Genomic DNA, 24,985 nt, shown 5'->3' with positions numbered 1-24,985 from the left:
TTCAGGATTCTACAGGAACCATCCAGTTGTGGCGGTCTTCAAGAACACCGTACTGAATACCCTTGAGCTCTTTCAATAACGACATTGTAAGTTCTCCGGGGGTTCCGTTTTTAAATACCACTTTATTACCCTCATGGGTCAAACTGGTAATAGGTGTTATTCCTGCAGCTGTTCCTGAAACAAAGGATTCCGCTCCGTCTGAAAGAACTTCTTCCAGTGCCAGCTTTCTCTCTTCAACTTTTATCCCCCGGTCTTGTGCCAGAGTGATAATACTCTTTCTTGTGATTCCGGGGAGAATCGTGTCTCCCAATCCGGGAGTAACCAGGGTTCCATCCTTAAGAACAGAAAAGAAGTTGCACGACGAACCTTCTTCAATGTATTTATGTTCTGCTGCATCAAGGAAAATGGCTTCCATATAACCGGCCTGGACTGCCTTGTTTTTGGCCAGACAGGGGATTACATAGTTGGCATCACATTTTATCCAACCAGTTCCCCTGGGTGTCGCCCGGATCATATCCGTTGTTACTGCATCGAAAGTACTTCCTGAAAAATAGGCAGACACCGCCGTATTAACTACTACCAGCCAGGGTTTATGGGAGAGGCTTATGCCTATTCCGGGTTCTGACCAGCTGAATGGTCTTATATAGATGGACCCGGCCGTCAGGAAAGAATCCTTTTCCCAGGCGGGGTCATATTTTACTGTAAATCCAAGGTCCGCATTGCGGCCGACAGAACCGAGAATGGCTCTCTCGCAGAGTTCTTCGTCAACTCCGGGCATGCCAAGACCTTTCATGGATCGTGACATTCTTGCGGCATTTTCATCAGGGCGGAAAACCTTGAGTCCGCCGTCTTTCTGAGGCAAGGCTTTAACGCCTTCAAAACAACCCAGTCCGTACTGACTTGTATAGTTGACCAGTGGCAGATCAGGAAAGGAATTCCTCCTGTTGTGGAGTGCTTCCAGTTCATTGCCACTGAGGGCAGCTTCTTCTTCCGGGCTAAGGTGTTCCTGTTCAATAAAATTACCGGACCAGCTTTCATCAAATTTTCCAACATAAACCCATGGGTATATTGATAGGGTAAAGGCCATAATAAGACTCCTGTATACTAATTAAGTGACTTTTATCATATTATTATGTAATATCAGAATAGTCGAGTCGGATATGCGTTGTTTTCACAGCGATCTTCAGCTCAGATAAGGAGATTTTTATCATGGTAGATCATGTCATCATAATGGCCGGCGGAGCCGGTAAAAGATTGTGGCCTGCATCCAATAACAGCAGGCCCAAACAGTTTATGACAGTCCAGGGAAATGACTCTCTTTTTGGTGGAACCATTAAGCGGGCCGCCTCCCTCGGTATAAGCGGAAAAATCCTGGTGGTAACCCATAAAGATCATATTACTGCCGCCCTTGAAGACAGCGCATCACTTCCAGATGATATAAGGGCAAAACTTGTTCTTCTTGCAGAATCTGAAGCTCGTAACACCGGACCTGCTCTGGCCTACGCTGCCGCCTGGCTGAAAGAAAATACCGAAGACCTGGATTCTTCAGTTCTCGTTCTTGCAGCAGATCACCTTATTGAGGATCTTGCTCAGTTTAAAAAGGATGTGGAGGATGCTTCCGTTTTAGCCTCCAGGGATAATCTTGTTGTATATGGTATTAAACCTGATTTTCCATCTACAGGATACGGATATATTGAAGCAGGCAAAGAAGAAGCACCTGGATTCAAGGTTGTCTCATTCAAGGAGAAGCCCGATCTTGTTACTGCCGAGAAATTTCTTGAAGCGGGGAACTATCTTTGGAACTCCGGCATGTTTACCTATAAGTTATCTGTGTTTGAACAGGAGCTTCTGAAAGGAACTCCCCATATGCAGGAACCCTTTCTCCCCTCTTTGAAATGTCCTGAAGCCAGGGTTGAAAATTCTGTCACAGTGGTCATGCCTGATGCTGCAATTACTGCGCTCTATGCATCTCTCCCCAGAGAGTCTGTGGACTATGCACTAATGGAGAAAAGCAGCCGTATCACCATGGTCCGTTCCGGGTTCGACTGGAATGATGTGGGTTGCTGGGACATCATCGCAGATCTGAATCCGAAACCTGAGCAGCCTGTCTTTGACAGCAGTAACGGGAGTAATTTTGTTTACTCCGATATCCCTGTTGCTTTGTGCGGAGTTGAGGATATTATGGTTGTTATTAAAAATGGAAAAGCTCTTATCTGTAAGAAAGGTGAGTCTCAGCTGGTGAAGGATGCCGCAGAAGCTCTTAAATAAAACTCTGTGCGTCTCAGCTCAAAATCTGTTTAAAGGGGTTTTATTACTCTGGATGACAAAAAATATCCCTGTAAAATATTATAGGTTTTACAGGGATACAATGGCAATGAGATTATTGAAGTAGAGGAATAATCTCTTCAGCTGTGAGGAGTTTTCCTGTACTTACAACTTTCCCGTCCACCGCGATGGCAGGAGTTGCCATTATCTGGTAAGCCATAATGGCCTGCATATCTTCAACTTTCACAACTTCTGCATCCAGACCGGCAGTAGCAACGGCTTCTCTTGTGTTCTGTTCAAGAACCTTACAACGGGCACATCCCGATCCCAGTACTTCAATTTTCATTTTATATCTCCTATACTTTTTTAGTTTTGGTCATATAGTGCTCAGCCAGAGGCTGAGGAATCAGTAAATAAGGTTGAATATCCATCCTGACAGGGTGAAGAACACCAGCAGCATCAGAAAAAAGATCATCAGCAGTTTAGGCTTCATGACCTGTTTCAGCATCATGAACTCCGGGAAACTTGCAGCCACAACGCTCATCATAAAGGCGAGGGTTGTCCCAACGGGGAGGCCCTTGGCCATCAGGGTCTGTGCTACAGGTATGACTCCGCTTGCATTGGCATAAAGGGGTATTCCCAGAACAACTGCTGCCGGTACGGACCACCAGCTTCCCTGGCCCAGATTGTTGGAAATAAAGTCTGCAGGAACGAAACCATGGAGTAGGGCCCCGAGGCCGACACCTATAAATACCCACTTCCAGATTCTGGCGAAGATCTCTTTGAGCTCCTCTTTGGCAAAATCATGTCTGTCTTTCATGGTCAGTTTCTTTTTCTCGACTGCAGTTCCATCCTGATTCAGATTCATAGCCTGCTGACCAAGAGGGCTGAGATATTTTTCAGCTCCGATTGCATCTATAAAAAATCCGCCGAGAACTCCGGCCAGGATTCCTGTAATAACATATACAATCATAAACTTGATGCCCAGTATTGAACCAAGAAGAATTACGGCTACCTCATTGATCATGGGGGATGTAATCAGGAAGGCCATAGTGATCCCCAGGGGAATCCGGGCCGATGTGAAGCCCAGGAAAAGGGGGATACTTGAACAGGAACAGAAAGGGGTAATAGCGCCGAATATGGAGGCCATCACATAGGCTATCCCTCTGTGCTTTCCCTGCAGATAATTTCGAATCCTGTCGGTATCAACAGCCGCTCTTGCAATGGCTATAAGATAAATCATGATTAGAAGGAGTGCGAATATCTTTGTTGTATCCTCAATAAAGAAATGCACTGACTCACCCAAGCGGCTGTCAGCTGCCAATCCAAGGAGTGTATAGCTAAGAAAATCAGCAAGATATGTAAAAATTATCATCACATTTATCCTTACGTTTAGTAATTTAGCTAAATGTAACAATATTAACTTGCTTTGACAAGGTCTTTCTGTTATTTTTTAGGCATGAAAGATCTTGTGAATAAACTTAAAGCTCTGAGTGATGGTAATCGCTTTAGAATCTGTATGATGCTTCTGGAGAAACCGCTTTGTGTCTGTGAGCTTCTTTCGGTGCTCGACATCGCAGGGGGGACTTTGTCCAACCATCTTAAAATTTTAAAGAATGCTGAGCTGATTGACCAGCGAAAAGACGGAAAGTGGATTGAATATTATATTGCCGGTACCAAGGCTGAGAACTTTGTTATCAGTAATGCCGCCTTCCTTGATGATAAAGATCAGGTGGATAAAGATCGATGCAGTATAATGTGTTCTGATCGCAACAGCTGTTCCACGAGGAGGAGCTGATCATCAGAAAGCCGGGGGCAGGAGATCCTCTTTGATATTTCGGAGAGAGTTAAACATGTTGTACTTCAGGCTGTCTTTTCCTTCACACATCTTTTCTATAACAGCCGCGGCTTCCTTTCGTCTGCTTTTACCCTCATAAGGACAATTCTTAGCCGGAATGGTCCATTCCATTTCCCGGGCAAAGTCCCGGATATAATGTTCCTGAACAAGAGATAAGGGTCTGATAATTGAAAGATCTTTTTTATATTCCAGGCGGGGAGGCATGGCAGCCAGTTCGCCTTTCCAGCTCATATTCATAATGAGAGTCTGCAGGATGTCATCCATATGATGCCCCAGGGCAATACTCTGAAAATTATTTTCCTGAGCATATTTCAGTAAAGATTCTCTCCGTTTTCTTGCACAGATAAAGCAGTTCAGTTCCTGGCCCGGCCTGAGAAAACTCTTGAGTTCACTGTCCAGAATTGTATGGGGTACTTCCCAGTTTTTCATCAGTGTTTCAAGTGCAGGGGCCAGTTCCCGGGGATGAACCTCCGACCTGACATGCAGGGCATGTACTGAGAATGGCACAGGAAAGGATCGGGACATTCTGTGAAGCAGCCAGGTCAGTACCAGGGAGTCTTTCCCTCCTGATAATGCCACAAGAACCCTGTCATCCTTCTGAATGAGATTATATTCCATGACGGCTCTACTTAAACGTTTGGAAAGCAGACCCTTTGAATTTTTTGCCATATGAAAGGGATTATACAGTTCTGAGGAGAAGGTCGCAATAAAAAAGGCGCCTGCCGTGAAAGTTGACAGACGCCAGAGAGTGAAATTGTCTATTGTATAAATTATTTTGGACTGACTTCTCCCAGTCCGGAAACTCTTATTGATTTATTACTGATTCTTCCTTCATATTTTACTGAACCCATGCCGCTGATTGAGCCGCTCAGTTCTCCGCCATCCATATTCACAAGGACTTCACCGGCGCCGCTCAGGTTCACATCGGCATCCCTGCTTATCAGGTCGGTAAAATCAAGCTGACCGGCTCCGGAACAGGTGACATTAAGCTTTTTATATTCGGAGTTGAACGCCCTTATTCTGCCGGCGCCGGAAAGGGTTACATTCATTTCTTCTCCGGTAAATCCGTCAAAGGAAAGATCCGCTCCACCGGCAATAGTAATACCCTCAAGCTCTGGAATAGTCATACGTATGGTGAAGGTTTCTGTTCCGAATCCTCCCTTGTAATCGTTACGGACAGTTAACTGTTTTCCAGTCTGCTGAAGTTCTATTTCTCCCAAAAGGTTCCGGGGACCTTCAACTTCGACCTTATATGTTGAACCTTGAGTGATTTTCACGTTCCAGGCTCCTATGAAATCAATGCTGCTGAAGTCTTGTACTTCAAGGACCATTGTTTCATTTTCTTCTAGAATGATATCAGCTCTCTCTTTATAATCTGAACCCATTACAGTATTCAGATAGATGCGGGAACTGATAATACCTACTGACAGGATTGCAGTTATGATCAGTAAGGTAGAACCCAGAACTTTAGTGCTTGTCTTCATTATTCAGCTCCTTTTTCAGGAAATCCTTATATCCCTCGGCCAGTTCTCTAAAATCAATATCCAGGAGTTTTACTATCTTGTAGAACTCAGGTAGAGCATTACTCATAAAATCTTCTTTCTTCATGGCTTTCACCTCATTCTCCGCCTGGGGAGATACAAAATATCCTATTCCCCTTTTGTTATAGATAACCCCTTTATCCTGCAGGTGGGCATAGGCCCTCATGACTGTATTGGGATTCACTTCCAGTTGTACCGCCATCTCTCTGACGGAAGGTATTTTATCTTCCTTCTGCCAGATCTTCTTCAGAATGTTATCAAAGAAGAAGTCGGCGATCTGTATATAAATAGATTTTTTCTCTTTAAATTCCATCTTTTACCTCGATCTCTTTCATCTTCAGCCATGATACAAACCAGAAGAAAGGAGCAAGAAGTCCAAAGTATATTATCTTGGCTGCAGTGATGAGTACCGGATTCGCCTGGCTGAACTTTATAGTCAGTATCTGTCCTGCCTCCATGAAAAAGAATCCGTTACCATGAATCGCTTCCCTGATGGGAGTCCAGTAAGTCAGTCCGGCAATGAGTCCGAGTACTATGGAGAATGCCAGCTGCAGGACATTGAGTGTCAGTACAGTTTTTACAAAGTTGAACTTACGGAACCAGACCGCTCCCAGAAAGAATATTGACTGCACAATAAGGTAGTGACCGATGTTTATCCAGACCCAGGATTGGAAAGGGTTGAACAGGGGAGGTCTCAGGCTGAAAAACAGCAGGTAGACCAGGCTGTTCAGTGCAGTTGCAGCAAAGAAAGTAATCAGCAGGGCAATTATGAAGAATATTGTTGTCATAAGCAGTTTCTGCAGATATTTTTCCAATCTGGATGCAGGGGTCATCAGCCATCCGTGTATCAGATTTATTGAATGAGCCTCTTTAAAGATCAAACTGGAAAAAATAAGGCCGCCGGCCCAGAGCATGGGGATAAAGAGTCCCATATATACTTCTTCACTGGCTTCACCTGGTGTAGAAACCAGTAGAAGAAAAAAAGTGGCGCCTATTACAGCTGCAACTGTTATCAGCAGTGTTTTATATCCTTGAATCAGATCCTTTTTGAACAGTAGGAAGAATCTGTCCGGGCTGAATGTATTATTTAAGGTCATGAGATTCCTCCTTTAGCAATGGTGAGGTTGAAAAGGAATTCGAGATCCATGTTTTTATCTTCATCCGACGGACCCTCTTTCACAACGGTGTATCCGGCAAGACCTTTTTCCCAGTAAACCGCTTCTCCCGGCGCAGGCTCTTCAGTCTGATGCTCAATGTGGTAGCTGTTCAGTATCTCATCCATGCTTTTGTTCAGGATAATTTTTCCCTTCTCTACAATGATGATAGGATCTATCAGCATCTCCATATCCCTGACCTGATGTGTGGATATCACCATGGCCTGGCGTTCAAGATCCATACTGGCGGCAACCTGACGAAACTGACTCTTGGAAGGAATATCCAGACCGTTTGTAGGTTCATCCAGAAGGATGAGAGGACAGTTTGTTGCCAGTGCGAAGGCAATGAGAAATTTCTTCTTCTGACCGAAGGAGAGAGTATTCAGTTTTTTGTCTGAAGGTACTTCAAAGAGTTTCAGTGAGCGGTCAAAGATCTTCATGCTGAAATCAGGATAAAAGGGAGCATTCAGATCCACATAATTTTTACCTTTGATTTCAGGGACTGATATGTCCTCAGGCAGATAGTACATCTTTGAAAGCATTGAGGGCTTTCTATCTGCCGGATTGTCTCCCAGGGTGAGACAGCTCCCGCCATGGGGATAGAGCTGTCCAGAAATAATTTTGAGTAATGTGGACTTACCGGCACCGTTTTTGCCCAGCAGCCCGTAGAGTCCGGGGTTTACATTCAGACTCAGTTCATTGAACAGGGGATCTTTTCCGTATTGGAAGATCATATTCTGTATCTCAATTACAGGGTTCATTAAGGTCTCCTTGCTTATGGCAATAGCATTGCCTTAAGGTTTTTATTTGCTTAGGACCGTAAGTCCGGGATTTTAATTGTGCACGTACTGCCTAAACTGGTGTACTACCAAAGTAATACACTAATAATGTAATGGGATGGAATTGAATTGTCAAGCTTTAAAATGGGAATTTACTTGAATTCCATCAGAAAATGGATCATTTTTGATTTATGAGTAATAAAGTAGTAGTATTTTTTTCCCGAAACGGGAGCACCAGAGGGGTCGCCAAATTATTGGCCGCACGCCTGGATGCTGAATTGATTGAACTGAAACCTTTGAAGAAAACGGGTTTTCTTCGCTCCGGCTATATGGCTGTAAAAAAAAAGAGGGCGGAACTTGAGGGTGACCCCTGGCAGGCGTGTACGGAGAAGGATCTTCTGATCCTCGGAACTCCCGTATGGGCGGGAAATGGAACACCTGCAATAAACAGCTTTCTTGATAAGGCGGATTTAAAGGGTAAGAGGGTTTTTCTTTTTACACTGCAGGCTGATCCCGGAATGGAAAAAGCCCCGGCTATTCTCTCTTATCTGAGCAGACGTGTTGAAACTGCGGGAGGTGAAGTTTCAGGAACTCTGTCACTTCATGGTGCATCCCCCGGCAAAACTGCAGAAGAAGCTCAGTATAAAGAGATAGTTGATAGCTGGGATATTAATTGATTTTTATCAGGACTTGAAGCGTAATGTACTTACTACAGGAACATCCCCAGCAACTTCTGCTGCAATTCGTTCAATAGTGGACTGATCACTTTCTTTATCAACTCTACCGCTTAACTGGACTTCCAGGGAAGGGGAGAAGAATGATCCTTTTTTTACAACGGAAACTAATACTGCAGTCATTATAATGGGAAAATCATTTTTTTTAACGGCTTCCAGTATATTATTTTTAAGTGAATCTGCTTTAGATGGCATAATTTGACCTTTTACTCCTGAGAATTTTTGCGGAGCATATCTCATTATATAAGGTATTTAATAATAAGATAGGGTGAATATAGTGTTTATCACTTTTTGTGGCTTTCTCTTGAAGCTTTTCCCTCTCTCAGGATATTAATAGGAGGTCATGAAATACCTCCGCTTATTATCCGTACTGTTTTTATCTCTATATCTGTTCTCCTGTGCAACGGTTCAGGAGATTGAAAATACAACCCCAGCTTCTATTGAACAGTTTCCTGAGGCTATGGATGCTGATATTCCTGATCCCATAGATTGTTATATCAGCACCATGAGTATTGAAGAGAAAATAGGTCAGCTCATTATAGTCAATGTCAGGGATTCCGATGGGAAACCCTATCTGCATATCAATGATGATCTGATACAGCGCATCGCCCGAATAAGACCCGGGGGAGTACTCCTTTTTGGTGGAAGTATACAGACCATTTCTCAGACAACATCTTTTATTGAAGACCTTCAGGCCTCAAGCCTCACACCTCTCTTTATTGCGGCAGATGTGGAAGGGGGGATGATCAACCGCCTGAGATCAAGCGAAGCCATGCATGCAACGGCACTGCCTGCCAACGGCTTGATCGGTAAGAGTGGAGATCTTGAAAAGGCAGCTGCAAAAGCAGGAATTATCGGTAGAGAGCTTTATGCCCTGGGTATCAATATGAACTTTGCTCCGGTTGCGGATGTTCTGACACATCCTGAAAATACAGTTATTGCTTCCCGCTCTTTTGGTTCAGACCCCGAGCTTGTTGCCCGGATGATAGATATTACAGTGCGCAGCATGAGGAAGGAGAAGGTTGCCACTGTAATCAAGCATTTTCCCGGCCATGGAGATACTGTGAGTGACTCACACCTGGGTTCAGTCTCCGTTGAACATGATCTGCAGCGTCTTCGGGATATTGAGTTTATCCCCTTCCGCAGTGGCATCAAAGCCGGTACAGATGGTGTTATGACTGCCCATATACAGGCACCGGCAGTGACAGGGAATGATCTTCCTGCGACTCTTTCTTCCATGATGATTACTGACATTCTCCGTGGAGAACTCGGTTTCGGCGGGTTGGTCATAACTGATTCAATGGGAATGGGTGCTATCACCAAAGTCTGGAATGCAGCGGATGCTGCGGTCCTTGCCGTAAATGCGGGTGTGGATCTTCTCCTGAATCCATATACGGCTGATGAAGCCTATACCGGACTTCTTGCCGCCTATGGCGAAGGAAGTATTTCTGAAGAGCTTATTGATGCCGCAGTCTATAGAATCCTGAGCTCTAAACTGGAGCTCGGCATTATGGGTGTGAATGGAGCCTACACATATCACCAGGATAATCCTCCCGATCCTGAAGTCGTTCTCGGCAGTCCCTCTCATCTTGAAACAGCCCGGAAACTCTTTGAAAATAGGCAGTAAGCAGTCCTTTATTAATTTTTTGAGAAAAAAGCTTGATTCTATCTGTAGAAACATTTACAATTCCCGTACTTACAATAAAAATCCAAACATTAAGGAAAACAGTATGGGATACTTTAAAATTAACCCGGACGACAAGGGTAACTTTGGTGAATACGGCGGATCTTTCATTCCCCCCGAACTCCAGATGGAAATGGATAAAATTACCGATGCCTATTACTCCATCAGTAAATCTCACGATTTCATTACTGAGCTGAGATCAATAAGGAAACATTTTCAAGGAAGACCCACTCCTGTTTACTATGCAAAGACTCTGTCTGAAAAATACGGAGGACGCATTTACCTTAAAAGAGAAGACCTGAACCATACAGGAGCTCATAAGCTTAACCACTGTATGGGTGAAGCTCTTCTGGCAAAATATCTTGGAAAAAAGAAACTTATTGCTGAAACCGGTGCCGGACAGCATGGTGTTGCTCTGGCAACAGCTGCCGCCTATTTCGGACTGGAATGTGAAATCCATATGGGCGAGGTTGATATCGTCAAAGAACATCCCAATGTGGTCAGAATGGAGATCCTGGGAGCCAAAGTTATTCCTGTATCCTTCGGTCTGAAGACATTGAAAGAGGCCGTGGACTCGGCTTTTGCTGCCTATATGCAGGATCCTATTAACAGCATCTACTGTATCGGTTCTGTAGTAGGTCCCCATCCCTTCCCCATGATGGTACGTGATTTCCAGATGGTTGTGGGAATAGAGGCCAAAGAGCAGTTCCACTCAATGACAGGTGAGCATCCTGATAATGTAGTTGCCTGTGTGGGTGGTGGTAGTAATGCCATGGGCATCTTTTCTGCCTATATTGAAGATAAAGAATGTGAAATCTACGGTGTAGAGCCCGGGGGACGGTCCCTTAATCTGGGTGACCATGCCGCTACAATGACCTTTGGAAAACCCGGAATGATTCACGGATTCAAATGTTATACCCTGCAGGATGAGAAGGGCGAACCCGCACCTGTATATTCCATAGCCAGCGGGCTTGATTATCCCGGTGTCGGACCTGAGCACTCCATGCTGAAGGATCTGGGGAGAGTTAAATATGTAACAGCCGATGACAAGGAAACTCTGGATTCATTCTTTGAACTGAGCCGTCTGGAGGGTATTATCCCCGCTCTGGAATCTGCTCATGCCACAGCCTTTGCCTGTAAACTGGCTCAGGAGAAACCAAGACAGTCAATCCTTGTAAACCTCAGCGGACGCGGTGATAAAGACATCGACTTTGTTGTTGAAAACTATGGAAAGGATTACGGCCTCGGCTGATTCATAATTATTGAAAATGGGGAGCTCCGACAGGGGCTCCTTTTTTTGCAATTGGATGCTGATAATAACTAGAGGAGTGTGATAGTTATCACACTCTATCCTCCGTTTCCTCATGTATGATTATTTTCAATAACAATCAACGGAGCAGCTATGTCTAAGAAAATTACAGGATTAAATATATTCAGAGGAGCAATGGAGATCACAGCACTGCTGCTGGTCATCATTCTGGTGGGGAATCATAAGCTCCAGATGTGGTTAATAATTTTTGCGGGGGGTGTTATGGTCTCTCTCTTTGGAGGAAGGCTTTTTTGCGCTTGGATCTGCCCTATGAATACAATCTTCAGAGGAATTGATTTTATCTATAAGAAACTTAAAATAAAAAGATTCAATGCTCCTGAATTTCTGAAAAATAATATTGTTCGATATATCTTTCTTGCCCTTTTTATCCTCTCCATGGTCGTTGTAAAAATGAAGGGACTTCATCTGAATATGCTTCTGTACATCATTCTTTTTTCTGTAGCTCTTACTATGTTTGTAAATGAGGAATTCTGGCACCGTTATCTATGCCCCTTTGGTACAATTCTCAGCTTCACATCCAGAAAGGCCCGATACGGGATGCATATTGAAGAAAATGAATGTATTGCCTGTGGTAAATGTCAGAAAGTATGCCCCTCTGCCTCTATTCTTACTATTGAGAATAAAAAAAGGAAAAATAAGAATAATGAATGCCTTATGTGCAGACAATGCATTGATATCTGTCCTGTTAATGTTTGTGGTATATCAAAGAAATAAGAAGCAGCCCTATGAAAATGACATCATGCGGGTCATGGTCGTAAAACTCCCCCACCCGTGATACAATGTTTGTTAATGGAACCATCCAACAAGCTTGAGTCTCTCTTTCAGAATGCAAAAACTTTCGACCTGCGGAAGGGAGAAAAGCTGCATAACCCCATGGAACAGTGTAAATCCCTGGGCTTTGTCAAAATGGGGCGCCTGGGACTCAGCAGGGTACTTTCCTCGGGTAAGGAAATCCTTATCAATGATTTCTGTCCCGGGGATCTATATGCTGAACTGATGGTTTTCTCGGGAGAGACATATCCAGGCTGGATAACGGCTCTGGAAGACAGCATTGTGATGGAACTGGATCTGCCTCGTCTGCTCCAGCTTCTACAGGACAGTGATACCCTGAGTTCATTCTTCTCCAGCATTTCTCACAAAGTTATAAGCCTGACCAACACTATCGAAATCCTCTCTCAAAAGACGGTAAAACAGAAGATAAGCTATTATCTGATTTCAATTTCAACCGGGCCCGTCTGTGAGAATGTTTCAAGTCTGGCCACCAGATTGGGTTGTTCCCGGGAGGCCCTGTCCCGAGCACTGAGTGAACTGGAGCATGACCATGTTATTTCAAGGGATGGGAATCTGATAAAGGTTCTGGATGATACAATGATTGAACATATTCTGTTTGAGGATAATTAGAGTACCTTCCTGACAGAGTACAGTTTTACTGAGCTCCTTATAAAAAATGAAGGGGCTGCCCCCGTTAAGGATAGCCCCAAAAAAACAAGTAATTGTATAAACTTATTCCGAACCGTTAGAAACGGTAAATGGCCTTTATTTCCAGGAAATCATTGTCACTGTACTGACCGAAATCTCCTTCTTCATCACCAAAGTAAGCGGTTCCCGAGAAGGACATTGAGTAATTTCCATTGATCTCCCACTCTACTTTGGGACGAACAAATCCATCCTGATCTTCAATGTTGAAGAATGCCACAACTTCAGGCTTCACTTTTTCATGATTAAAACTGTCACCGAGTTTTGCAAGGATATAGTTGCTATGATATGTATCATCTGCATTGTAATCAACATCTGTAGGACTAAGATCGTCAGTCATAACAGTCAGTTTTCCCAGAGCCTGGATATTTAAGTTCAGGTTGTGAATGGGGATGTTGCGGTCAAAACCGGCAAGGTACTGAAAACTGGGATTCGCGATGGCTGCATCTGTTCCGTCAAAGTCATCAGTCATATAGTAGGCTGCTTCCCCTCTGAGGTTGAAACCTCCAAGAACTGAACCATACTCAAGACCGAAAACCTGAACCCTGTCATAGTTAACAGAGATGTTATCAACTGTGAATGTTGTTGCTCCAGGATTTTCTGTGAGGACTACAGTGGGTTGTCTGAGAAAACCGTAGTAATAAATGAATCCCAGATCCTGTCCGGCGACACTGGTTGTAAAACGGGTGGCAGCCTGGCTGTATTCCAGGTTATTAGTGTTGGGGGTGAAGTCATCAAGGCTGGAGTTGTCTTGAACAACCTGAGCCATGGCCAGGCTTGCAGCCGCAGCACTGCCGGTAGCTGCCAAAGTATTATTATAAGCAGCTACAGATGTATTTATTACAGCTGTTTCTGCCAATGCGCTGACAGCCTTAATCTGTGATGTTGCCCAGGGACCTTCAGTCGCAAATCTTGAAGGAGTGAAGGTAGGAACAAATACGAATTCAAAATTACTGCTCATACCGACACTGACATCCAGTTTGGCCATAAACTGAGACATCTTCCAGTCCAGGTAATCTTTATTATAGAAGTCTGTTAAATCATTTGGGTTTACAAGATCCACAACATGAAGCTTATCTCCCTTACCCCAGATAACCTTCTGGTAACCCAGTGACAAATCAACATAATCACTGAACATTGTAACGTATAGTTCATCAAAGAGATCTTCGGGATATTCTGTTAAAACAGAATAATCAAGATTCAGGGATGCAACAAAGTCGGTTTTATCAGTTGAATAATTCAGCCCAAGATTGAATTTAGACTCTTCCAGCCATGTGGAGTCTTCTTCAATATTATGTATATACATACGGATGGGAAGTTCAACATTTCCGCTTAATTCAAGAGCAGATCCTCCGCCGATGCCCATATCCATCATGCCCATGTCTACGGAATCATCTGCAGCAATATCATCAAAGCTGAAATCTTCAGCAAAAGCATTCAAGCTTGTCAGCATCAGCATACAGGCTGCACTGACTAGAAATTTATTAAAATATTTCATTTTGTATAACCTCAATTTTCTTAATATAAATGGACAAGCCTTCCTGATAATCATCTATTCTTTATGACTATCAGAAAGGATCAGGATCATTTTCCTTTTTCGAGGAAGTTAGTTGTGAAAAGACGGGGATTGATTGCCTGGTCGTGTACAATCTTCAGCATTTTTATCTGAGTTGCATGGTTTGTCTGAACGTTCTTCAGCATTACATCCATGGGAGTCCAGTAGTTATCTACTTTCTGCAGATCCTTGACTTCCATAACCTTCAGAAGAACTTCTTTTTTGTCATACATTTCGACTTTTACAGGTACAAAAGTGTCTTTATCAAACCATGTAATCCGGTAGGAGTACTGGGAGTCTGCGGGATCAACAGCAGAACCTTTTACTTTGTAACAATCCCAAGATCCTATTTTTTCTTCACCCATCATTTCATGGCTGTCCTGCTCAACCTCTCTTGAATCCATATCATCATAGGTCATGTCTGTTCCCATAAATGACTTGTCTCCATCGGAAGAAGCAATACGGCGGACTCTTTTCAGAGCAGGAAGGTAGATCCATTTATCATCAGCTCGAGACTCATTTTCGATCTGTAGAAAACGGGTATTCGCTACGGATGCAGGCTTATGGAAGGCCATGACTATAGATTTTAATTCATCTTTTTCCATGCTCCATTCTTCTATGATGCGGCTGTCTACGGATCCGTCTTTTGAGATGAGGTCCATCTGAACAACGGAATGAACAGTATCAGCCGATTCTACATCATGTGCGTTCTGAGCTATTTCTGTTCCTGTCAGAGCAAAAAGACTGGTTGAGCTGATCAGCAGGCATACTGTCAGAAGACTTACTTTCATTTTCATTTTTTTCATAACACTCTCCTTAAGAGCTTTTTTTATTTAAGGATTGACCCCGGATATGAGTCCGGGAATCAATCTAGTTTCATTTGTTAACAGCTTTTTTAGGCTGTAATGCGGTATCAGATTCTTTTGAAAGAACAAACTTTGGTTTGATTACATTCAATAACAGAGGAAGAATTGTAAGGGCGGCCATACTGGATGTAACCATGATTACTGCTGTCAGAAATCCTATGTATCTGAGTACGATAAACTTGGAGAACATCAGAACTGAGAATCCCAGACCTACGGAAGCGGCGTTGATGATAATCCCTTTTCCGGTGGACAAAATTGTGTTTCTGGTAACCAGGTTCAGATCATCACTTTTAGCTCTTTCAAGTTTGTATCGGGACAGGAAGTGAACTGTGTAGTCAACACCAATTCCAATAGCGATTGAAGCAATCAGGGCCGTAACCATATCCAGGTTGATGTCCATAAGGCTCATCAGTCCGAAGTTTGCAAGGATTGAGAAGGCCAATGGGATGATGCCAATAAGACCCGCCGTGATGGAGCGGTAGCTGACTGCTACGATTAGAAATACGGCGATAATGGCAATCAGGAGGCTCGTGATCTGTGATTTTGTAATCATATTTGTCAGAGCCAGTTCCAGTTCGGCAACACCCGCATTTGTTATGGTCCATTCCGGATCGATGTTGTGGCTGGCGTAATTATTGATTTCGGCAATTATTTCACCGGTCTTCGATGTGCTGTGAGATTTCAGCTGTATCATCATCCTTGCTTCATTCGGAGCATCGATGGGAGATGTTGCATAGTCATCCAGAGATCCTGAATAGAGAAGGAGATACTGAGAAATAAGGTTGCCCAGTTCTTCTTTCGTGGCTACAGGGTATTTTGAGGCATCATAGGGAATCTCATTGTAAGCAGCACCACGGTAGTTTGTCTGAGCCATGATTTTTTCAACAAGAGTATCCACTGATACATTAAGGCTGCCGGCTTCAGCCATGCTGGACTGAAGAAGCATGATAAACTCTGTATAATTCAGGTTTGTAGACAGGTCTGTGTATGCGTACTCGCTCTCTACATATGAATTGTCAGTCTCTTCTTCTGAGTCAAAGAAACTGTCCATTCCATCATCTGTAGACTCGTCATCAGAGAAGAAACTACCCATTCCGTCATCGGAATCATCAAAGAAGCTGCCCATATCACCCGAATCCATGGCAAGGTCATCTTCGGTTCCAAACATATCATCTTCTGACGCTGCCTCGGGAGGGAAGTTCATTATCCTGTTCATTCTCTTGATGAAGTCACTGAAAGAAATAATTTTTCCGATATCCTCAGGATATTTATTCAGTAGATGGATTTTTAATTCATCCATATCTTTCAGTATTTCGGGATCAGCAAGGCTTTTGCCTTCAGGAGCATTGATCACAATATTGAATACATTGGTTCCGGCAAAGTTATCGCTTATATACCGGCTATCCTTACGAATGTCAGAATTGTAGGGGAAGTAATTAATGAGTGAGCTTTCAACATTGATACTGAATAGTCCCCATGTTGATAATCCAAAGAGTAGAATCACCACAGCGAATGTAGCTTTTCCATGTTCCTGAGTAAGGCTGATAACCCAGTGGATAAATCCTTTATCCTCAGATTCATCATTAAATTCTTCGTTACTCTTATTTTTCTTATCTCTTCTTTTTTCACTGAGAACAAGAAGCGCAGGGATTAATGTCAGGGAAAGAATCAGTGAGTATAAGGTTCCTATTGCTGCGAAGGCACCAAAGGCTTTAAGGGGCACAATGGGGCTTGATATTATGGAGATAAATCCTACAACGGTTGTAAATCCTGCAAGAAAAATAGGGGCGATTACCTCTTTCAGGGAGCCTCTCATATTATCTATTGCAGCGTCTGGTCCCAGCAGTTTACTTGTACTCTTATAGTGGAAGTAATGATTGATGATATGAATACCATAGGCACTTCCAACCGCGATAATCAATACGGGAAGGCAGGATGATACAATCGTAAAGTCTACATCAAAGTAAGCCATGGTGGCGACGGTCCAGACTGTTGCTACCATTACAGTAATAAGGGGCAGCAGTGTTGCAGTGATGCGTTTGAAGGCAAACAGCAGACAGAGAAACAGAACCAGAGAGATAAAAGGAATAAGCATGGTCAGGTCGCGAACCATGAATTCCTTTCCCATCTGTGTTATAACGGGGTCTCCGGCAATACGGAAATTGAGAGGATAGGTATCATAAGGTTCTATCATCTCCATCACTTCGTAATATAAAACTGACTGTTCTTCGGCACTGAGTTCATCATCAATACGGACTATTATCTGTGTAGATTTGAAATCATCGGAATAGAGAGTTCTGCTGTACATTTCGGGCCAGTCCAGAAGACGTTCTCTTAAATCAGACATCTCTGCGTCTGTACCGGTAAATTCATCGGGTACCAGTGCTGAAACACTCATCCCATCAGCACTTCCATTAGGGTAATCTGAGTTGGTAATGGCTGTGACGGATTGAACACCGTCAAATGTTTCAATTTCTGCAACCATCTTCTGAAGTAAAAAGATTGTATCGGAAGTAAGGATGGTCTCTTTTTCTGTTGTGATACAAAGGTCAAACATAAGCTGACTGCCATAGGTCCTATCTAACTCTTTTACATTTAAATAGGATGGATCATCCTTAGGAAAGAAAACCTTAACATCATTATCAAGAATTATGCCGGCGGAGAGAATCCCTGCCACCAGAGTTATTACCATGACAACGGCAATGACTATTTTAGGATGTTTCAACATCGATTTCATATAATCTCCAACTGAACTGTAAATCAGAGCACAAAATGCACTCTGTGTGCATTTAATATACCCACAGTGTAATAGTGAGTCAATAAAAAATAGAAACTTTATTGCACTCTGTGTGCAAAAGATGTACGATGGGTGCATGTCAAGGGTGGTCAGGCTGGTTTTTAACAGGATATTTATATGCCTCTGACAAATATAAAAAGTTTCTTGACAAGGACTTGAAGTGGACTTAACGTAACTCGATGGGTATTAGCGAACGAAAAGAAAGAGAGAAAGCACTCCGGATCAAAGAGATCCTTAAAGCGGCCCGTAAATTATTTACAAGTAAGGGTTATAGCAATACTACCATGTTGGATATTGCGGAAAAATCGGAATTAAGCAGAAGAACTCTCTATCATTATTTCACCAGTAAAGAAGAAATCTCTTATACATTGATGCTGGAAGCATATGAGTCCTTAAGAGATATTATTAATGATGCAATTGATGGATCAATGACTACAGGCTATGACAAGCTGATAACGGTTCAGAATGCATTTTTAAAATTCTACAGGGAAAAATTTGAACTTTTCTCATTTACTCTCCAGCTTGATCATAGATTGAATCTTATGGAAGATCCCTCAGAAGAAGCCAAGAAATGCCTGATGGTCATGGATTCTCTTTTTGTCTTAATGGAATCAATCTATGAAGAAGGATTGAAGGATGGCTCTATCAGAGATATCGGCAGTACTCCTAGACAGTTTTCTGTGACTATCCTGACTATGATCCAGGCGACGCTGCAGAAAATCTATGTTAGAAAAAGCTGGATGGAATCAAATAAAGATATAAATGATATTGTAATAATCAAGACAATGTTTAATATCTGTCTTACGGCGATTACTCCTTTATAACATTACTTTTTTCATATGCCGGATATATCTGATTCCGGCCGTTCTCCTTGGCCTTATATAGATTTATATCAGCATTTTCAATCAGGATGGCCGGTTTATGGATTGTTTCATCAACAGCAGCAATACCGGCGCTTACTTCTACTGTTTTAACCTTTTTAAAATGATGCTTCTCAATTATTTCTCTGAGGTTTTCCATTGCAAGAGAAGCCGCTTCAAACTCTGTTTCAGGCAATACAAGTAAAAATTCCTCACCTCCATATCTGCCGAAATAATCGGACATACGGATATTTGACATTATAAGTTCAGCCAGTTCAGCAAGAACCAAATCTCCTGCCTGATGCCCGAAAGTATCATTTATCTTTTTGAAGTGGTCTATATCAATCATGCATATTGAGAAAGGACTCATATATCTTTGATATCTGAGAAATTCATCATCCAGTTTCTGGAAAATCAGTCTTCTTGTGTAAGCCTTTGTGAGAAGATCAAATTGAACCATATTCTGAATTCTTCCATTTGTAATAGAAAAATAAAATATAAAAAATAATGAAAAAAACATAAGGAACAGAAAGGCAATGGTGATTATGTAGAATGATCTTTGATGAGCCTGAATATTCGTGTCATCGGAAATTGAGAAAATATAGGCAACAGTTTCATTTTCAAAATTACTGATAGGCAGAAATGTCAGAATATCATTTCCTTCATTGTGATTAACTTTGATTGTAAAAGGTTCATTATTCAGCCTACTTGCAGCCAGGGCGGTATTGAGAAGTTCTTTGTCACTGTTATTAAGGAAATCTGCAAGAATACATTTATCTGTAAAATCAGAATCCAGGACAAAATTACTGTTTACATGCCAGGGCCTGTAATTTGACTGTTCACTCTCAAATACTTTTTTATCAACAACCGATTTAAGAAGAATGAATTGAGACTCCTGGTTAAAACTTGATTCCAGCTGACTGATAACAGCGCTCATGGATATGCTGAGTTCTACAGATCCTATGTGTTTACCAAGATATATGAGGGGATATACAAATCTGTATCCATTAAAGATTCTCCCCTCTTCGAATCCGGAAATATTTTTAATGTTTGCGTTTACATATTCAACGGAATAACGAATCCCTGTAAGATCATCACCATACTTATCCGGTTTGTGGAATCGTAGGAGACTTCTATTATCAGCTTCCTGAAAATGGAGCTGTCTGAAATTGTAGCGGGTTAAATTAGAATAAATCGGTGTTAATTCTTTGTATAGTTCTTTGCGGTATTGGTCCTTTTCTTCTTCATCCTTAGCGGAAACTGCATTATTAACAATATTAAGAACTCGTTTTGTTATGATTGAGTTCTGTAAAACAAGGTCAGCCATTCCGGTATATCCATCAATAGTTATATCAAAATCATTACTCAGCTTTTCTATATAAGCCGTATTTATGTTTTCTTCAGTCTCCTTGAAATAGGATAGCAGAAATGTATAGGTAATTATGAAAATCAGGGAAAGCAGTAGAAGTAAGAGAGAAACCAGCTTTTCCTTATATTGTATTTTTTCGAATCTCATTCATTAATAGTCGGTTCTCTGACGCTTAATATACAATGAATAAATTTTACTCATTTGTATGGAACAGGTCTGCCATCCTTTTGGCAGTTTTTGTTGACTCAATTAAGAAGAAGTAGGATATCTTATATAGATGCTCAGCTTCCGGCGGAATCAAAGGCTGAGCTGTAAAGTAATTTCATTTGAGGGAGAATGCAGGAATGATTATCAGTTTAGGAGAAGGTCTCATAGATTTTATAAGTCAGAATGAACTAAGTTTCTCAGGGTATCCGGGAGGTTCTCCTTACAACAGCTCAATTGCCATTGCAAGGCTCAATGTTCCGGTCCAATATGTGGGAAGAATTAGTAAAGACATCTTCGGTGATAAACTGCTTTCATATCTTAATGAAAATAATGTGGGAACGGATTTGACTATAAGAACAGATGATCCCACCACTCTCAGCTTTGTTCAAAAACAGAGTGACGGTTCTGCCAGCTATGCTTTCTTTGCCAATGATACCGCAGATAAATTATGGCAGGCTGCAGAACTGGATAAATTACCACTTCCGGAGGAGCTGAAAATTATTCATTTCGGGTCTATTTCTCTCAGTCAGGAACCCAGTGGTTCAGTCCTTACAGAATTTCTGATTAAGAGATGTTCAGAGTACCTTCTCTCTTTTGATCCTAATATCCGGCCGGCCCTTGTTTCTGACAGACAATTGTATATGGAACGTTTTGAGTCCATTTGCAGTATCTGCAGCATCGTCAAGTTAAGCGATGAGGATCTGGAATGGCTATACCCCGGAAAGGAGAGGGAAGAGGCAGTCTCATCAATTCTTGGTCTGGGAACAGCTTTAGTAGCTTTGACAGAGGGAAAAGAGGGAGGACGTTTATTCACTGAAAATGTCACAGTACACAGCCCACTCTTTGATCTCCCTGTGGCTGATACAATAGGTGCGGGTGATACTTTCCATGGGGCTCTGCTGGCCTACCTATATAAAAAAGGGATCTTCAGTAAATCTCAGATTTTAGAGATGAGTGAAGAAGAATTGATCTCTTTGGGAGACTATGCAAATAAAGCAGCCGGTATTAATTGCAGCCGTAATGGAGCAAATCCTCCAAGTGAATCAGAAATGATAGAAATAACACTCTAAATCAGAATCTGATTATGCCAAAAGTAAAGGATTCTGAAAAAAAATATAAAAATCTTTGAAGCATCACATCAGGCTTCTGCGTATAAGAGGCAAACAACTTATCAAGGAGTGTGTGATGAATCAATTAAATTCTGTAATTTTAGAAGGCAACTTAGTCAGAGATCCCGAGGCCAGACTCACCCCCAAGGGAACTCCGGTCTGCAAGTTTGCCGTGGCCAGCAACAGGTCCTACAAAGCGGAGGGAGTCAGACAGGAAGAAGTTTCCTATTTTGATGTGGAAGTCTGGTCCAAGGTTGCCGAAGCCTGTGAAAAGCATCTGCAGAAAGGGCGAGGTGTCCGTGTGGTTGGCCGTCTGAAACAGGACCGCTGGATCGATGAAGAGGGGGGCTCTCATCACAAAATTAAGGTTGTGGGAGAACATGTGGAATTCAAACCCCAGAACACTGCCTCTGCAGGACCCGGAGACTCGAATGAATCGGAAGATGAAAACCTTAAAGAATCCATTGAGGATACTGTAGAGGAGAGTCTGGAGGAAGTTCTGATCTGAAGATCTACTTTTAACTCGGTTATTGAGCAGGCTTCCAATAAGTGAAATATTCCACTTATTGGAAGTTTGCAATGAATAAATTCATCATTGAATATGAAGAATGATTTTATACATGAAGAATGGGCATTACACAGAAAACTATACAGGCTCAGGATCTGTGATTTTGATAGGTCCTTTCTCATCATATGATAAATATTTCCACTAATTTCACACTCACGGGCTATGTCTTTCACTTTTATTCCCCGTTTATTACTATTCCAGGTTTATTACAATATGTTCTTCTGTAAATTTCTTTTCATATCACTCTCCATAGTATTTATTGGATGAAAAAAAAATAGGTTGTGGTTCGATTTTTATGGGATAGATCATCTTGACAATTATTGATTTTCAGATATATTTATCAACAGTTGTTAACCGCAGACAAAGGACCCTAAATGCTAACAATGTCTGCTTATATCTTATTAAAATGAGGTGTAGGTAGTTTGGTATTTAGGGGGATTTTTTTTATTTAGTATTCCCTGCAAACCATTATTATCGCAGATAAATAAATGAAAAAAATCAAAAAAGGGTACATCTTAACCAGTGCGGCTTTTTCATTGAATTCAAATCAATTGAAGTACTATCTAGAAAGTAATAAGAAGCCAGAAATAGGAGATGTTGTTTACGGTGAAATCACACACATTGGACAGCATTCCAATCTTGAAAATAAATCCGGGAGAATCCATCAAATACATAATGGAACAAAAGCCATATTTGTTTTTGGTAATAGATATGCCCCGGATTATTACGAAGCTTTTATCCCAGAGCACTTTACTGCGGACATAGATTTAGTCGCAAGAGGCGGATTGATCGCCCAAGTGATTACAAAAAACTCCAATATAAAAGATCCCTCAAGAGTTTCTATTCTTGGTTATGTCTGTGATAACAATGGTGAAATAATCAATACACTCAATAACTCACTAATTAACCCAAAGAAGATTGAAAAAAACTTTCCCAGATCCAAAATGATTTTAGTCTGTGGTACTTCGATGAATTCGGGTAAGAGTGTCGCCGCAGCATCCATTTGCTGGATTCTTACAACCTTAGGATACAAAGTCAGAGGTTCTAAAGTTACAGGGACAGCCAGTTTGAAGGATATTCTGCATATGAACGATGCTGGTGCTGAATATTATTCAGATTTTACATATACCGGTTTTCCAAGTACTTATATGCTTTCCGATGAGCAGATCCTGGAGGTTTTTAATAAGCTGGATCTTAAATATGCCAATAATCCTCAAAACTACTGGGTTGTAGAGTTTGCAGACGGAATCAACCAGCGGGAAACAGAATTTCTTTTAAAAAATCCTATTGTTAGAGATCGAATCCATCGTCTTGTATTTTGTGCCAATGACACATTTGGAGCGATCGGAGGAATTAAATATCTCAATGACTTTTTAGATCTTAAACCGGATATACTCTCAGGAATTTGTACAAGTTCACCTCTGTATATTAAAGAATTACAAAAAGTTTCAGATATTCCGATTTTTGATAGTCTCAATTTTGAAATTGATTGTATTAAGGGGGAATTACTGTAGTGTTTAATTTTTATATAAAAGAAATTGATCAATGTACTAGTCAAGAACTCTCTGATTTCAAAAATACTTTATTAGAAAGAAGTGAAATCAATTCAGAAAATATTGATAAAAGAATCTTAAGAACAAAATTCTTGGCTTTTCATTATTTGGAATCCAAACTTATCGGAATCGGTGCTATTAAGTCACCAAGCTGTGGATACAGAAATAGAATTTTGGCTGGTCAGGATACTCCATCTCTTAATGAATTGCCCGATTCTGAAATAGGATGGTTTTATGTACATAATGATTTTCAGGGTAAAGGGATTGGTGGTTATATACTTTCTGAATTATTAAAAAAAACTCCACCTATGAATTTATTTGCTGTAACTGAATATACCAATAGAGAAGCGAGACATCTTTTAGCAAAGAATAATTTTTCTTTTTCCAGCGAAATCAATTTAAATAAAGAAAAGGTCTATCTCCTATATTCTAGAAATATGTAAATTGTGGGGACAGTCATTTGTTAAGAAAAATAATGAAATTAAGTTGAAAGGGAGCAAATTTTGGCCAATATCCTTGTGAATGATGATGAAAGTTTAGATAAGGCAATTAGTAGATTCAGAAGAATTGTAGAAAAGGAAGGTATTGTTAGAGAGTACAAAAAAAGACAATATTTCCAGAGTCCTTCAGCTCTAAAACATGAGCAGGAAAAGGCTAAACAAAGAAAAGAACTTAATAATCTCAGAAAATCCAAAAAGAATAAGGATTATTAATTTCTAAAAAAATATAAACCCAAATGAGTGTTTTCCTCTTATGCAGGAGTAGTGCTCTCATCTCAAGCAGAGATTTTAGTGCTGCTATTTTTATAATCATATTATAAACATTAATATCTCTGCATCTATCTGATTATTATGTAATCTTTCCAAAAAATAATTGACGAGATAAATAGAATTATGATGTGGAAGATTTTTACCATTCTATTTCTAGGAGGGGAATCTGCTATATCAACCATTCGTCCGGCCTCTCTCTGGATGGTTCTGGGTTGAATGATAATAATATTCTATTTATGAAGTAGCTCCATCTGTGCATAAATTGATCTGTCAATAAATTAGTGAAATAAGACCTTCTTATACTGTAATTTTTAGAAGGCAACTTAGTAAGAGATCCTGAGGCCAAGCTCACCCCCAAGGGAACTCCGGTGTGCAAGTTTGCCGTAACCGCTAATAAAGCCCCATCTACCAGTAACTGAGATTTCTATGCATTTTCTATTCTAAAGGAGTGGAAAATGAAAAGAAGAACATCAGAAGATTGGGATCACATAATCCGGGACTATAAAGAGT

At 41.4% G+C, this 24,985-nt stretch carries 26 protein-coding genes and 1 pseudogene; 14 read left to right on the top strand and 13 right to left on the bottom strand.

Annotation, left to right across the window (positions count from 1 at the left end):
• Position 1: 1 nt before the first annotated feature.
• Positions 2 to 1,087, bottom strand: coding sequence for an aminotransferase class IV (locus tag DV872_RS16690; protein WP_114631087.1), 1,086 nt, complete (start codon positions 1,085 to 1,087; stop codon positions 2 to 4).
• A 122-nt stretch (positions 1,088 to 1,209) separates the two neighbouring features.
• On the opposite strand from DV872_RS16690, the gene DV872_RS16685 reads away from it, so the two are divergent.
• On the top strand, positions 1,210 to 2,268 hold the full coding sequence (locus DV872_RS16685; RefSeq protein WP_114631086.1) for a mannose-1-phosphate guanylyltransferase: 1,059 nt from the start codon (positions 1,210 to 1,212) through the stop codon (positions 2,266 to 2,268).
• 112 nt (positions 2,269 to 2,380) lie between these two features.
• Here the strand turns inward: DV872_RS16685 and DV872_RS16680 are convergent, their stop codons facing one another.
• Positions 2,381 to 2,611: a thioredoxin family protein gene (locus tag DV872_RS16680; protein ID WP_114631085.1), complete on the bottom strand. Its 231-nt coding sequence runs from the start codon at positions 2,609 to 2,611 to the stop codon at positions 2,381 to 2,383.
• A 60-nt stretch (positions 2,612 to 2,671) separates the two neighbouring features.
• Positions 2,672 to 3,640 carry a permease gene (locus DV872_RS16675; RefSeq protein ID WP_199563499.1) on the bottom strand — a complete coding sequence of 323 codons (969 nt, stop codon included), beginning with the start codon at positions 3,638 to 3,640 and terminating at the stop codon, positions 2,672 to 2,674.
• A gap of 84 nt (positions 3,641 to 3,724) precedes the next feature.
• Between DV872_RS16675 and DV872_RS16670 the strand changes: the two genes are divergently transcribed.
• Positions 3,725 to 4,063 (top strand): metalloregulator ArsR/SmtB family transcription factor, encoded by a 339-nt coding sequence (locus DV872_RS16670; RefSeq protein ID WP_114631083.1) that lies wholly within the window; start codon positions 3,725 to 3,727, stop codon positions 4,061 to 4,063.
• 3 nt (positions 4,064 to 4,066) lie between these two features.
• Here the strand turns inward: DV872_RS16670 and DV872_RS16665 are convergent, their stop codons facing one another.
• The 5 genes from DV872_RS16665 to DV872_RS16645 all read right to left on the bottom strand — a co-directional run bounded on the left by DV872_RS16665 (position 4,067) and on the right by DV872_RS16645 (position 7,579).
• On the bottom strand, positions 4,067 to 4,792 hold the full coding sequence (locus DV872_RS16665; RefSeq protein WP_114631082.1) for a tRNA 2-thiocytidine biosynthesis TtcA family protein: 726 nt from the start codon (positions 4,790 to 4,792) through the stop codon (positions 4,067 to 4,069).
• A gap of 101 nt (positions 4,793 to 4,893) precedes the next feature.
• On the bottom strand, positions 4,894 to 5,607 hold the full coding sequence (locus DV872_RS16660) for a GIN domain-containing protein (RefSeq protein WP_114631081.1): 714 nt from the start codon (positions 5,605 to 5,607) through the stop codon (positions 4,894 to 4,896).
• Entirely contained in the window at positions 5,591 to 5,977 is a 387-nt protein-coding gene (locus tag DV872_RS16655; protein ID WP_114631080.1) for a GntR family transcriptional regulator, read from the bottom strand. The genes DV872_RS16660 and DV872_RS16655 overlap by 17 nt, the downstream gene beginning before the upstream one ends.
• The gene (locus DV872_RS16650; RefSeq protein WP_114631079.1) at positions 5,967 to 6,761 is read right to left on the bottom strand and encodes a hypothetical protein; all 795 of its coding nucleotides are present in this window, start codon (positions 6,759 to 6,761) and stop codon (positions 5,967 to 5,969) included. Before DV872_RS16650 ends, DV872_RS16655 begins: the two co-directional genes overlap by 11 nt.
• Positions 6,758 to 7,579, bottom strand: a complete 822-nt coding sequence (locus DV872_RS16645; protein ID WP_114631078.1) for an ATP-binding cassette domain-containing protein — start codon at positions 7,577 to 7,579, stop codon at positions 6,758 to 6,760. The genes DV872_RS16650 and DV872_RS16645 overlap by 4 nt, the downstream gene beginning before the upstream one ends.
• Before the next feature lie 209 nt (positions 7,580 to 7,788).
• Between DV872_RS16645 and DV872_RS16640 the strand changes: the two genes are divergently transcribed.
• On the top strand, positions 7,789 to 8,274 hold the full coding sequence (locus DV872_RS16640) for a flavodoxin (RefSeq protein WP_114631077.1): 486 nt from the start codon (positions 7,789 to 7,791) through the stop codon (positions 8,272 to 8,274).
• A 6-nt stretch (positions 8,275 to 8,280) separates the two neighbouring features.
• Here DV872_RS16640 and DV872_RS16635 read toward each other — a convergent pair whose 3' ends face one another.
• Positions 8,281 to 8,526 (bottom strand): BON domain-containing protein, encoded by a 246-nt coding sequence (locus tag DV872_RS16635; RefSeq protein WP_158547014.1) that lies wholly within the window; start codon positions 8,524 to 8,526, stop codon positions 8,281 to 8,283.
• A 148-nt stretch (positions 8,527 to 8,674) separates the two neighbouring features.
• Here DV872_RS16635 and DV872_RS16630 point away from each other — a divergent pair, with 148 nt between their 5' ends.
• The 4 genes from DV872_RS16630 (at position 8,675) to DV872_RS16615 (ending at position 12,746) form a co-directional block, all read left to right on the top strand.
• Positions 8,675 to 9,958, top strand: a complete 1,284-nt coding sequence (locus tag DV872_RS16630) for a glycoside hydrolase family 3 protein (RefSeq protein WP_114631075.1) — start codon at positions 8,675 to 8,677, stop codon at positions 9,956 to 9,958.
• 103 nt (positions 9,959 to 10,061) lie between these two features.
• Entirely contained in the window at positions 10,062 to 11,267 is a 1,206-nt protein-coding gene (gene trpB, locus DV872_RS16625) for a tryptophan synthase subunit beta (protein WP_114631134.1), read from the top strand.
• A gap of 150 nt (positions 11,268 to 11,417) precedes the next feature.
• On the top strand, positions 11,418 to 12,059 hold the full coding sequence (locus tag DV872_RS16620; protein ID WP_114631074.1) for a 4Fe-4S binding protein: 642 nt from the start codon (positions 11,418 to 11,420) through the stop codon (positions 12,057 to 12,059).
• Positions 12,060 to 12,134: 75 nt separating this feature from the next.
• The gene (locus tag DV872_RS16615) at positions 12,135 to 12,746 is read left to right on the top strand and encodes a Crp/Fnr family transcriptional regulator (RefSeq protein WP_114631073.1); all 612 of its coding nucleotides are present in this window, start codon (positions 12,135 to 12,137) and stop codon (positions 12,744 to 12,746) included.
• Positions 12,747 to 12,861: 115 nt separating this feature from the next.
• Here DV872_RS16615 and DV872_RS16610 read toward each other — a convergent pair whose 3' ends face one another.
• The 3 genes from DV872_RS16610 to DV872_RS16600 all read right to left on the bottom strand — a co-directional run bounded on the left by DV872_RS16610 (position 12,862) and on the right by DV872_RS16600 (position 17,979).
• Positions 12,862 to 14,319, bottom strand: a complete 1,458-nt coding sequence (locus DV872_RS16610; RefSeq protein WP_114631072.1) for a hypothetical protein — start codon at positions 14,317 to 14,319, stop codon at positions 12,862 to 12,864.
• An 86-nt stretch (positions 14,320 to 14,405) separates the two neighbouring features.
• On the bottom strand, positions 14,406 to 15,182 hold the full coding sequence (locus DV872_RS16605; RefSeq protein ID WP_230391593.1) for an outer membrane lipoprotein-sorting protein: 777 nt from the start codon (positions 15,180 to 15,182) through the stop codon (positions 14,406 to 14,408).
• A gap of 70 nt (positions 15,183 to 15,252) precedes the next feature.
• The gene (locus tag DV872_RS16600) at positions 15,253 to 17,979 is read right to left on the bottom strand and encodes an RND family transporter (RefSeq protein ID WP_114631071.1); all 2,727 of its coding nucleotides are present in this window, start codon (positions 17,977 to 17,979) and stop codon (positions 15,253 to 15,255) included.
• A gap of 239 nt (positions 17,980 to 18,218) precedes the next feature.
• Here DV872_RS16600 and DV872_RS16595 point away from each other — a divergent pair, with 239 nt between their 5' ends.
• Entirely contained in the window at positions 18,219 to 18,863 is a 645-nt protein-coding gene (locus DV872_RS16595) for a TetR/AcrR family transcriptional regulator (RefSeq protein WP_114631070.1), read from the top strand.
• Here DV872_RS16595 and DV872_RS16590 read toward each other — a convergent pair.
• Positions 18,850 to 20,415: a diguanylate cyclase gene (locus DV872_RS16590; protein WP_114631069.1), complete on the bottom strand. Its 1,566-nt coding sequence runs from the start codon at positions 20,413 to 20,415 to the stop codon at positions 18,850 to 18,852. The genes DV872_RS16595 and DV872_RS16590 overlap by 14 nt on opposite strands.
• Positions 20,416 to 20,612: 197 nt before the next feature.
• Between DV872_RS16590 and DV872_RS16585 the strand changes: the two genes are divergently transcribed.
• From DV872_RS16585 to DV872_RS27290, 6 genes and pseudogenes are all read left to right on the top strand, one after another.
• Entirely contained in the window at positions 20,613 to 21,545 is a 933-nt protein-coding gene (locus tag DV872_RS16585; RefSeq protein ID WP_114631068.1) for a carbohydrate kinase, read from the top strand.
• 115 nt (positions 21,546 to 21,660) lie between these two features.
• Complete coding sequence (locus tag DV872_RS16580) at positions 21,661 to 22,092, top strand: single-stranded DNA-binding protein (protein ID WP_114631067.1); 432 nt, start codon at positions 21,661 to 21,663, stop codon at positions 22,090 to 22,092.
• Positions 22,093 to 22,640: 548 nt separating this feature from the next.
• Positions 22,641 to 23,666, top strand: a complete 1,026-nt coding sequence (locus DV872_RS16575) for a hypothetical protein (protein WP_114631066.1) — start codon at positions 22,641 to 22,643, stop codon at positions 23,664 to 23,666.
• Complete coding sequence (locus DV872_RS16570) at positions 23,666 to 24,148, top strand: GNAT family N-acetyltransferase (protein WP_158547013.1); 483 nt, start codon at positions 23,666 to 23,668, stop codon at positions 24,146 to 24,148. The genes DV872_RS16575 and DV872_RS16570 overlap by 1 nt, the downstream gene beginning before the upstream one ends.
• 60 nt (positions 24,149 to 24,208) lie before the next feature.
• Positions 24,209 to 24,418 (top strand): 30S ribosomal protein S21, encoded by a 210-nt coding sequence (gene rpsU, locus DV872_RS16565; protein ID WP_114631064.1) that lies wholly within the window; start codon positions 24,209 to 24,211, stop codon positions 24,416 to 24,418.
• A 377-nt stretch (positions 24,419 to 24,795) separates the two neighbouring features.
• A pseudogene (locus DV872_RS27290) lies at positions 24,796 to 24,894 on the top strand (single-stranded DNA-binding protein); the annotation flags it as partial.
• Positions 24,895 to 24,985: the final 91 nt, after the last annotated feature.

Origin of the sequence: Oceanispirochaeta sp. M1 (assembly GCF_003346715.1) — a bacterium.
In the GTDB taxonomy this organism is placed as follows: Bacteria; Spirochaetota; Spirochaetia; order DSM-2461; family DSM-2461; genus Oceanispirochaeta.
This window is presented reverse-complemented; position numbering and strand designations above follow the sequence as displayed.

What these genes read in the sequence shown, in the direction of transcription:
- DV872_RS16595 (WP_114631070.1), top strand. Translation starts at nt 18,219, where the DNA reads ATGGGTATTAGCGAACGAAAAGAAAGAGAGAAAGCACTCCGGATCAAA.
- DV872_RS16620 (WP_114631074.1), top strand. Translation starts at nt 11,418, where the DNA reads ATGTCTAAGAAAATTACAGGATTAAATATATTCAGAGGAGCAATGGAG.
- DV872_RS16600 (WP_114631071.1), bottom strand. Translation starts at nt 17,979, where the DNA reads ATGAAATCGATGTTGAAACATCCTAAAATAGTCATTGCCGTTGTCATG.
- DV872_RS16665 (WP_114631082.1), bottom strand. Translation starts at nt 4,792, where the DNA reads ATGGCAAAAAATTCAAAGGGTCTGCTTTCCAAACGTTTAAGTAGAGCC.
- DV872_RS16575 (WP_114631066.1), top strand. Translation starts at nt 22,641, where the DNA reads ATGAAAAAAATCAAAAAAGGGTACATCTTAACCAGTGCGGCTTTTTCA.
- DV872_RS16640 (WP_114631077.1), top strand. Translation starts at nt 7,789, where the DNA reads ATGAGTAATAAAGTAGTAGTATTTTTTTCCCGAAACGGGAGCACCAGA.
- DV872_RS16690 (WP_114631087.1), bottom strand. Translation starts at nt 1,087, where the DNA reads ATGGCCTTTACCCTATCAATATACCCATGGGTTTATGTTGGAAAATTT.
- trpB (WP_114631134.1), top strand. Translation starts at nt 10,062, where the DNA reads ATGGGATACTTTAAAATTAACCCGGACGACAAGGGTAACTTTGGTGAA.
- DV872_RS16610 (WP_114631072.1), bottom strand. Translation starts at nt 14,319, where the DNA reads ATGAAATATTTTAATAAATTTCTAGTCAGTGCAGCCTGTATGCTGATG.
- DV872_RS16590 (WP_114631069.1), bottom strand. Translation starts at nt 20,415, where the DNA reads ATGAGATTCGAAAAAATACAATATAAGGAAAAGCTGGTTTCTCTCTTA.
- DV872_RS16580 (WP_114631067.1), top strand. Translation starts at nt 21,661, where the DNA reads ATGAATCAATTAAATTCTGTAATTTTAGAAGGCAACTTAGTCAGAGAT.
- DV872_RS16660 (WP_114631081.1), bottom strand. Translation starts at nt 5,607, where the DNA reads ATGAAGACAAGCACTAAAGTTCTGGGTTCTACCTTACTGATCATAACT.
- DV872_RS16615 (WP_114631073.1), top strand. Translation starts at nt 12,135, where the DNA reads ATGGAACCATCCAACAAGCTTGAGTCTCTCTTTCAGAATGCAAAAACT.
- DV872_RS16685 (WP_114631086.1), top strand. Translation starts at nt 1,210, where the DNA reads ATGGTAGATCATGTCATCATAATGGCCGGCGGAGCCGGTAAAAGATTG.
- DV872_RS16650 (WP_114631079.1), bottom strand. Translation starts at nt 6,761, where the DNA reads ATGACCTTAAATAATACATTCAGCCCGGACAGATTCTTCCTACTGTTC.
- DV872_RS16670 (WP_114631083.1), top strand. Translation starts at nt 3,725, where the DNA reads ATGAAAGATCTTGTGAATAAACTTAAAGCTCTGAGTGATGGTAATCGC.
- DV872_RS16585 (WP_114631068.1), top strand. Translation starts at nt 20,613, where the DNA reads ATGATTATCAGTTTAGGAGAAGGTCTCATAGATTTTATAAGTCAGAAT.
- DV872_RS16630 (WP_114631075.1), top strand. Translation starts at nt 8,675, where the DNA reads ATGAAATACCTCCGCTTATTATCCGTACTGTTTTTATCTCTATATCTG.
- DV872_RS16635 (WP_158547014.1), bottom strand. Translation starts at nt 8,526, where the DNA reads ATGCCATCTAAAGCAGATTCACTTAAAAATAATATACTGGAAGCCGTT.
- DV872_RS16680 (WP_114631085.1), bottom strand. Translation starts at nt 2,611, where the DNA reads ATGAAAATTGAAGTACTGGGATCGGGATGTGCCCGTTGTAAGGTTCTT.
- DV872_RS16675 (WP_199563499.1), bottom strand. Translation starts at nt 3,640, where the DNA reads ATGATAATTTTTACATATCTTGCTGATTTTCTTAGCTATACACTCCTT.
- DV872_RS16605 (WP_230391593.1), bottom strand. Translation starts at nt 15,182, where the DNA reads ATGAAAAAAATGAAAATGAAAGTAAGTCTTCTGACAGTATGCCTGCTG.
- DV872_RS16645 (WP_114631078.1), bottom strand. Translation starts at nt 7,579, where the DNA reads ATGAACCCTGTAATTGAGATACAGAATATGATCTTCCAATACGGAAAA.
- DV872_RS16655 (WP_114631080.1), bottom strand. Translation starts at nt 5,977, where the DNA reads ATGGAATTTAAAGAGAAAAAATCTATTTATATACAGATCGCCGACTTC.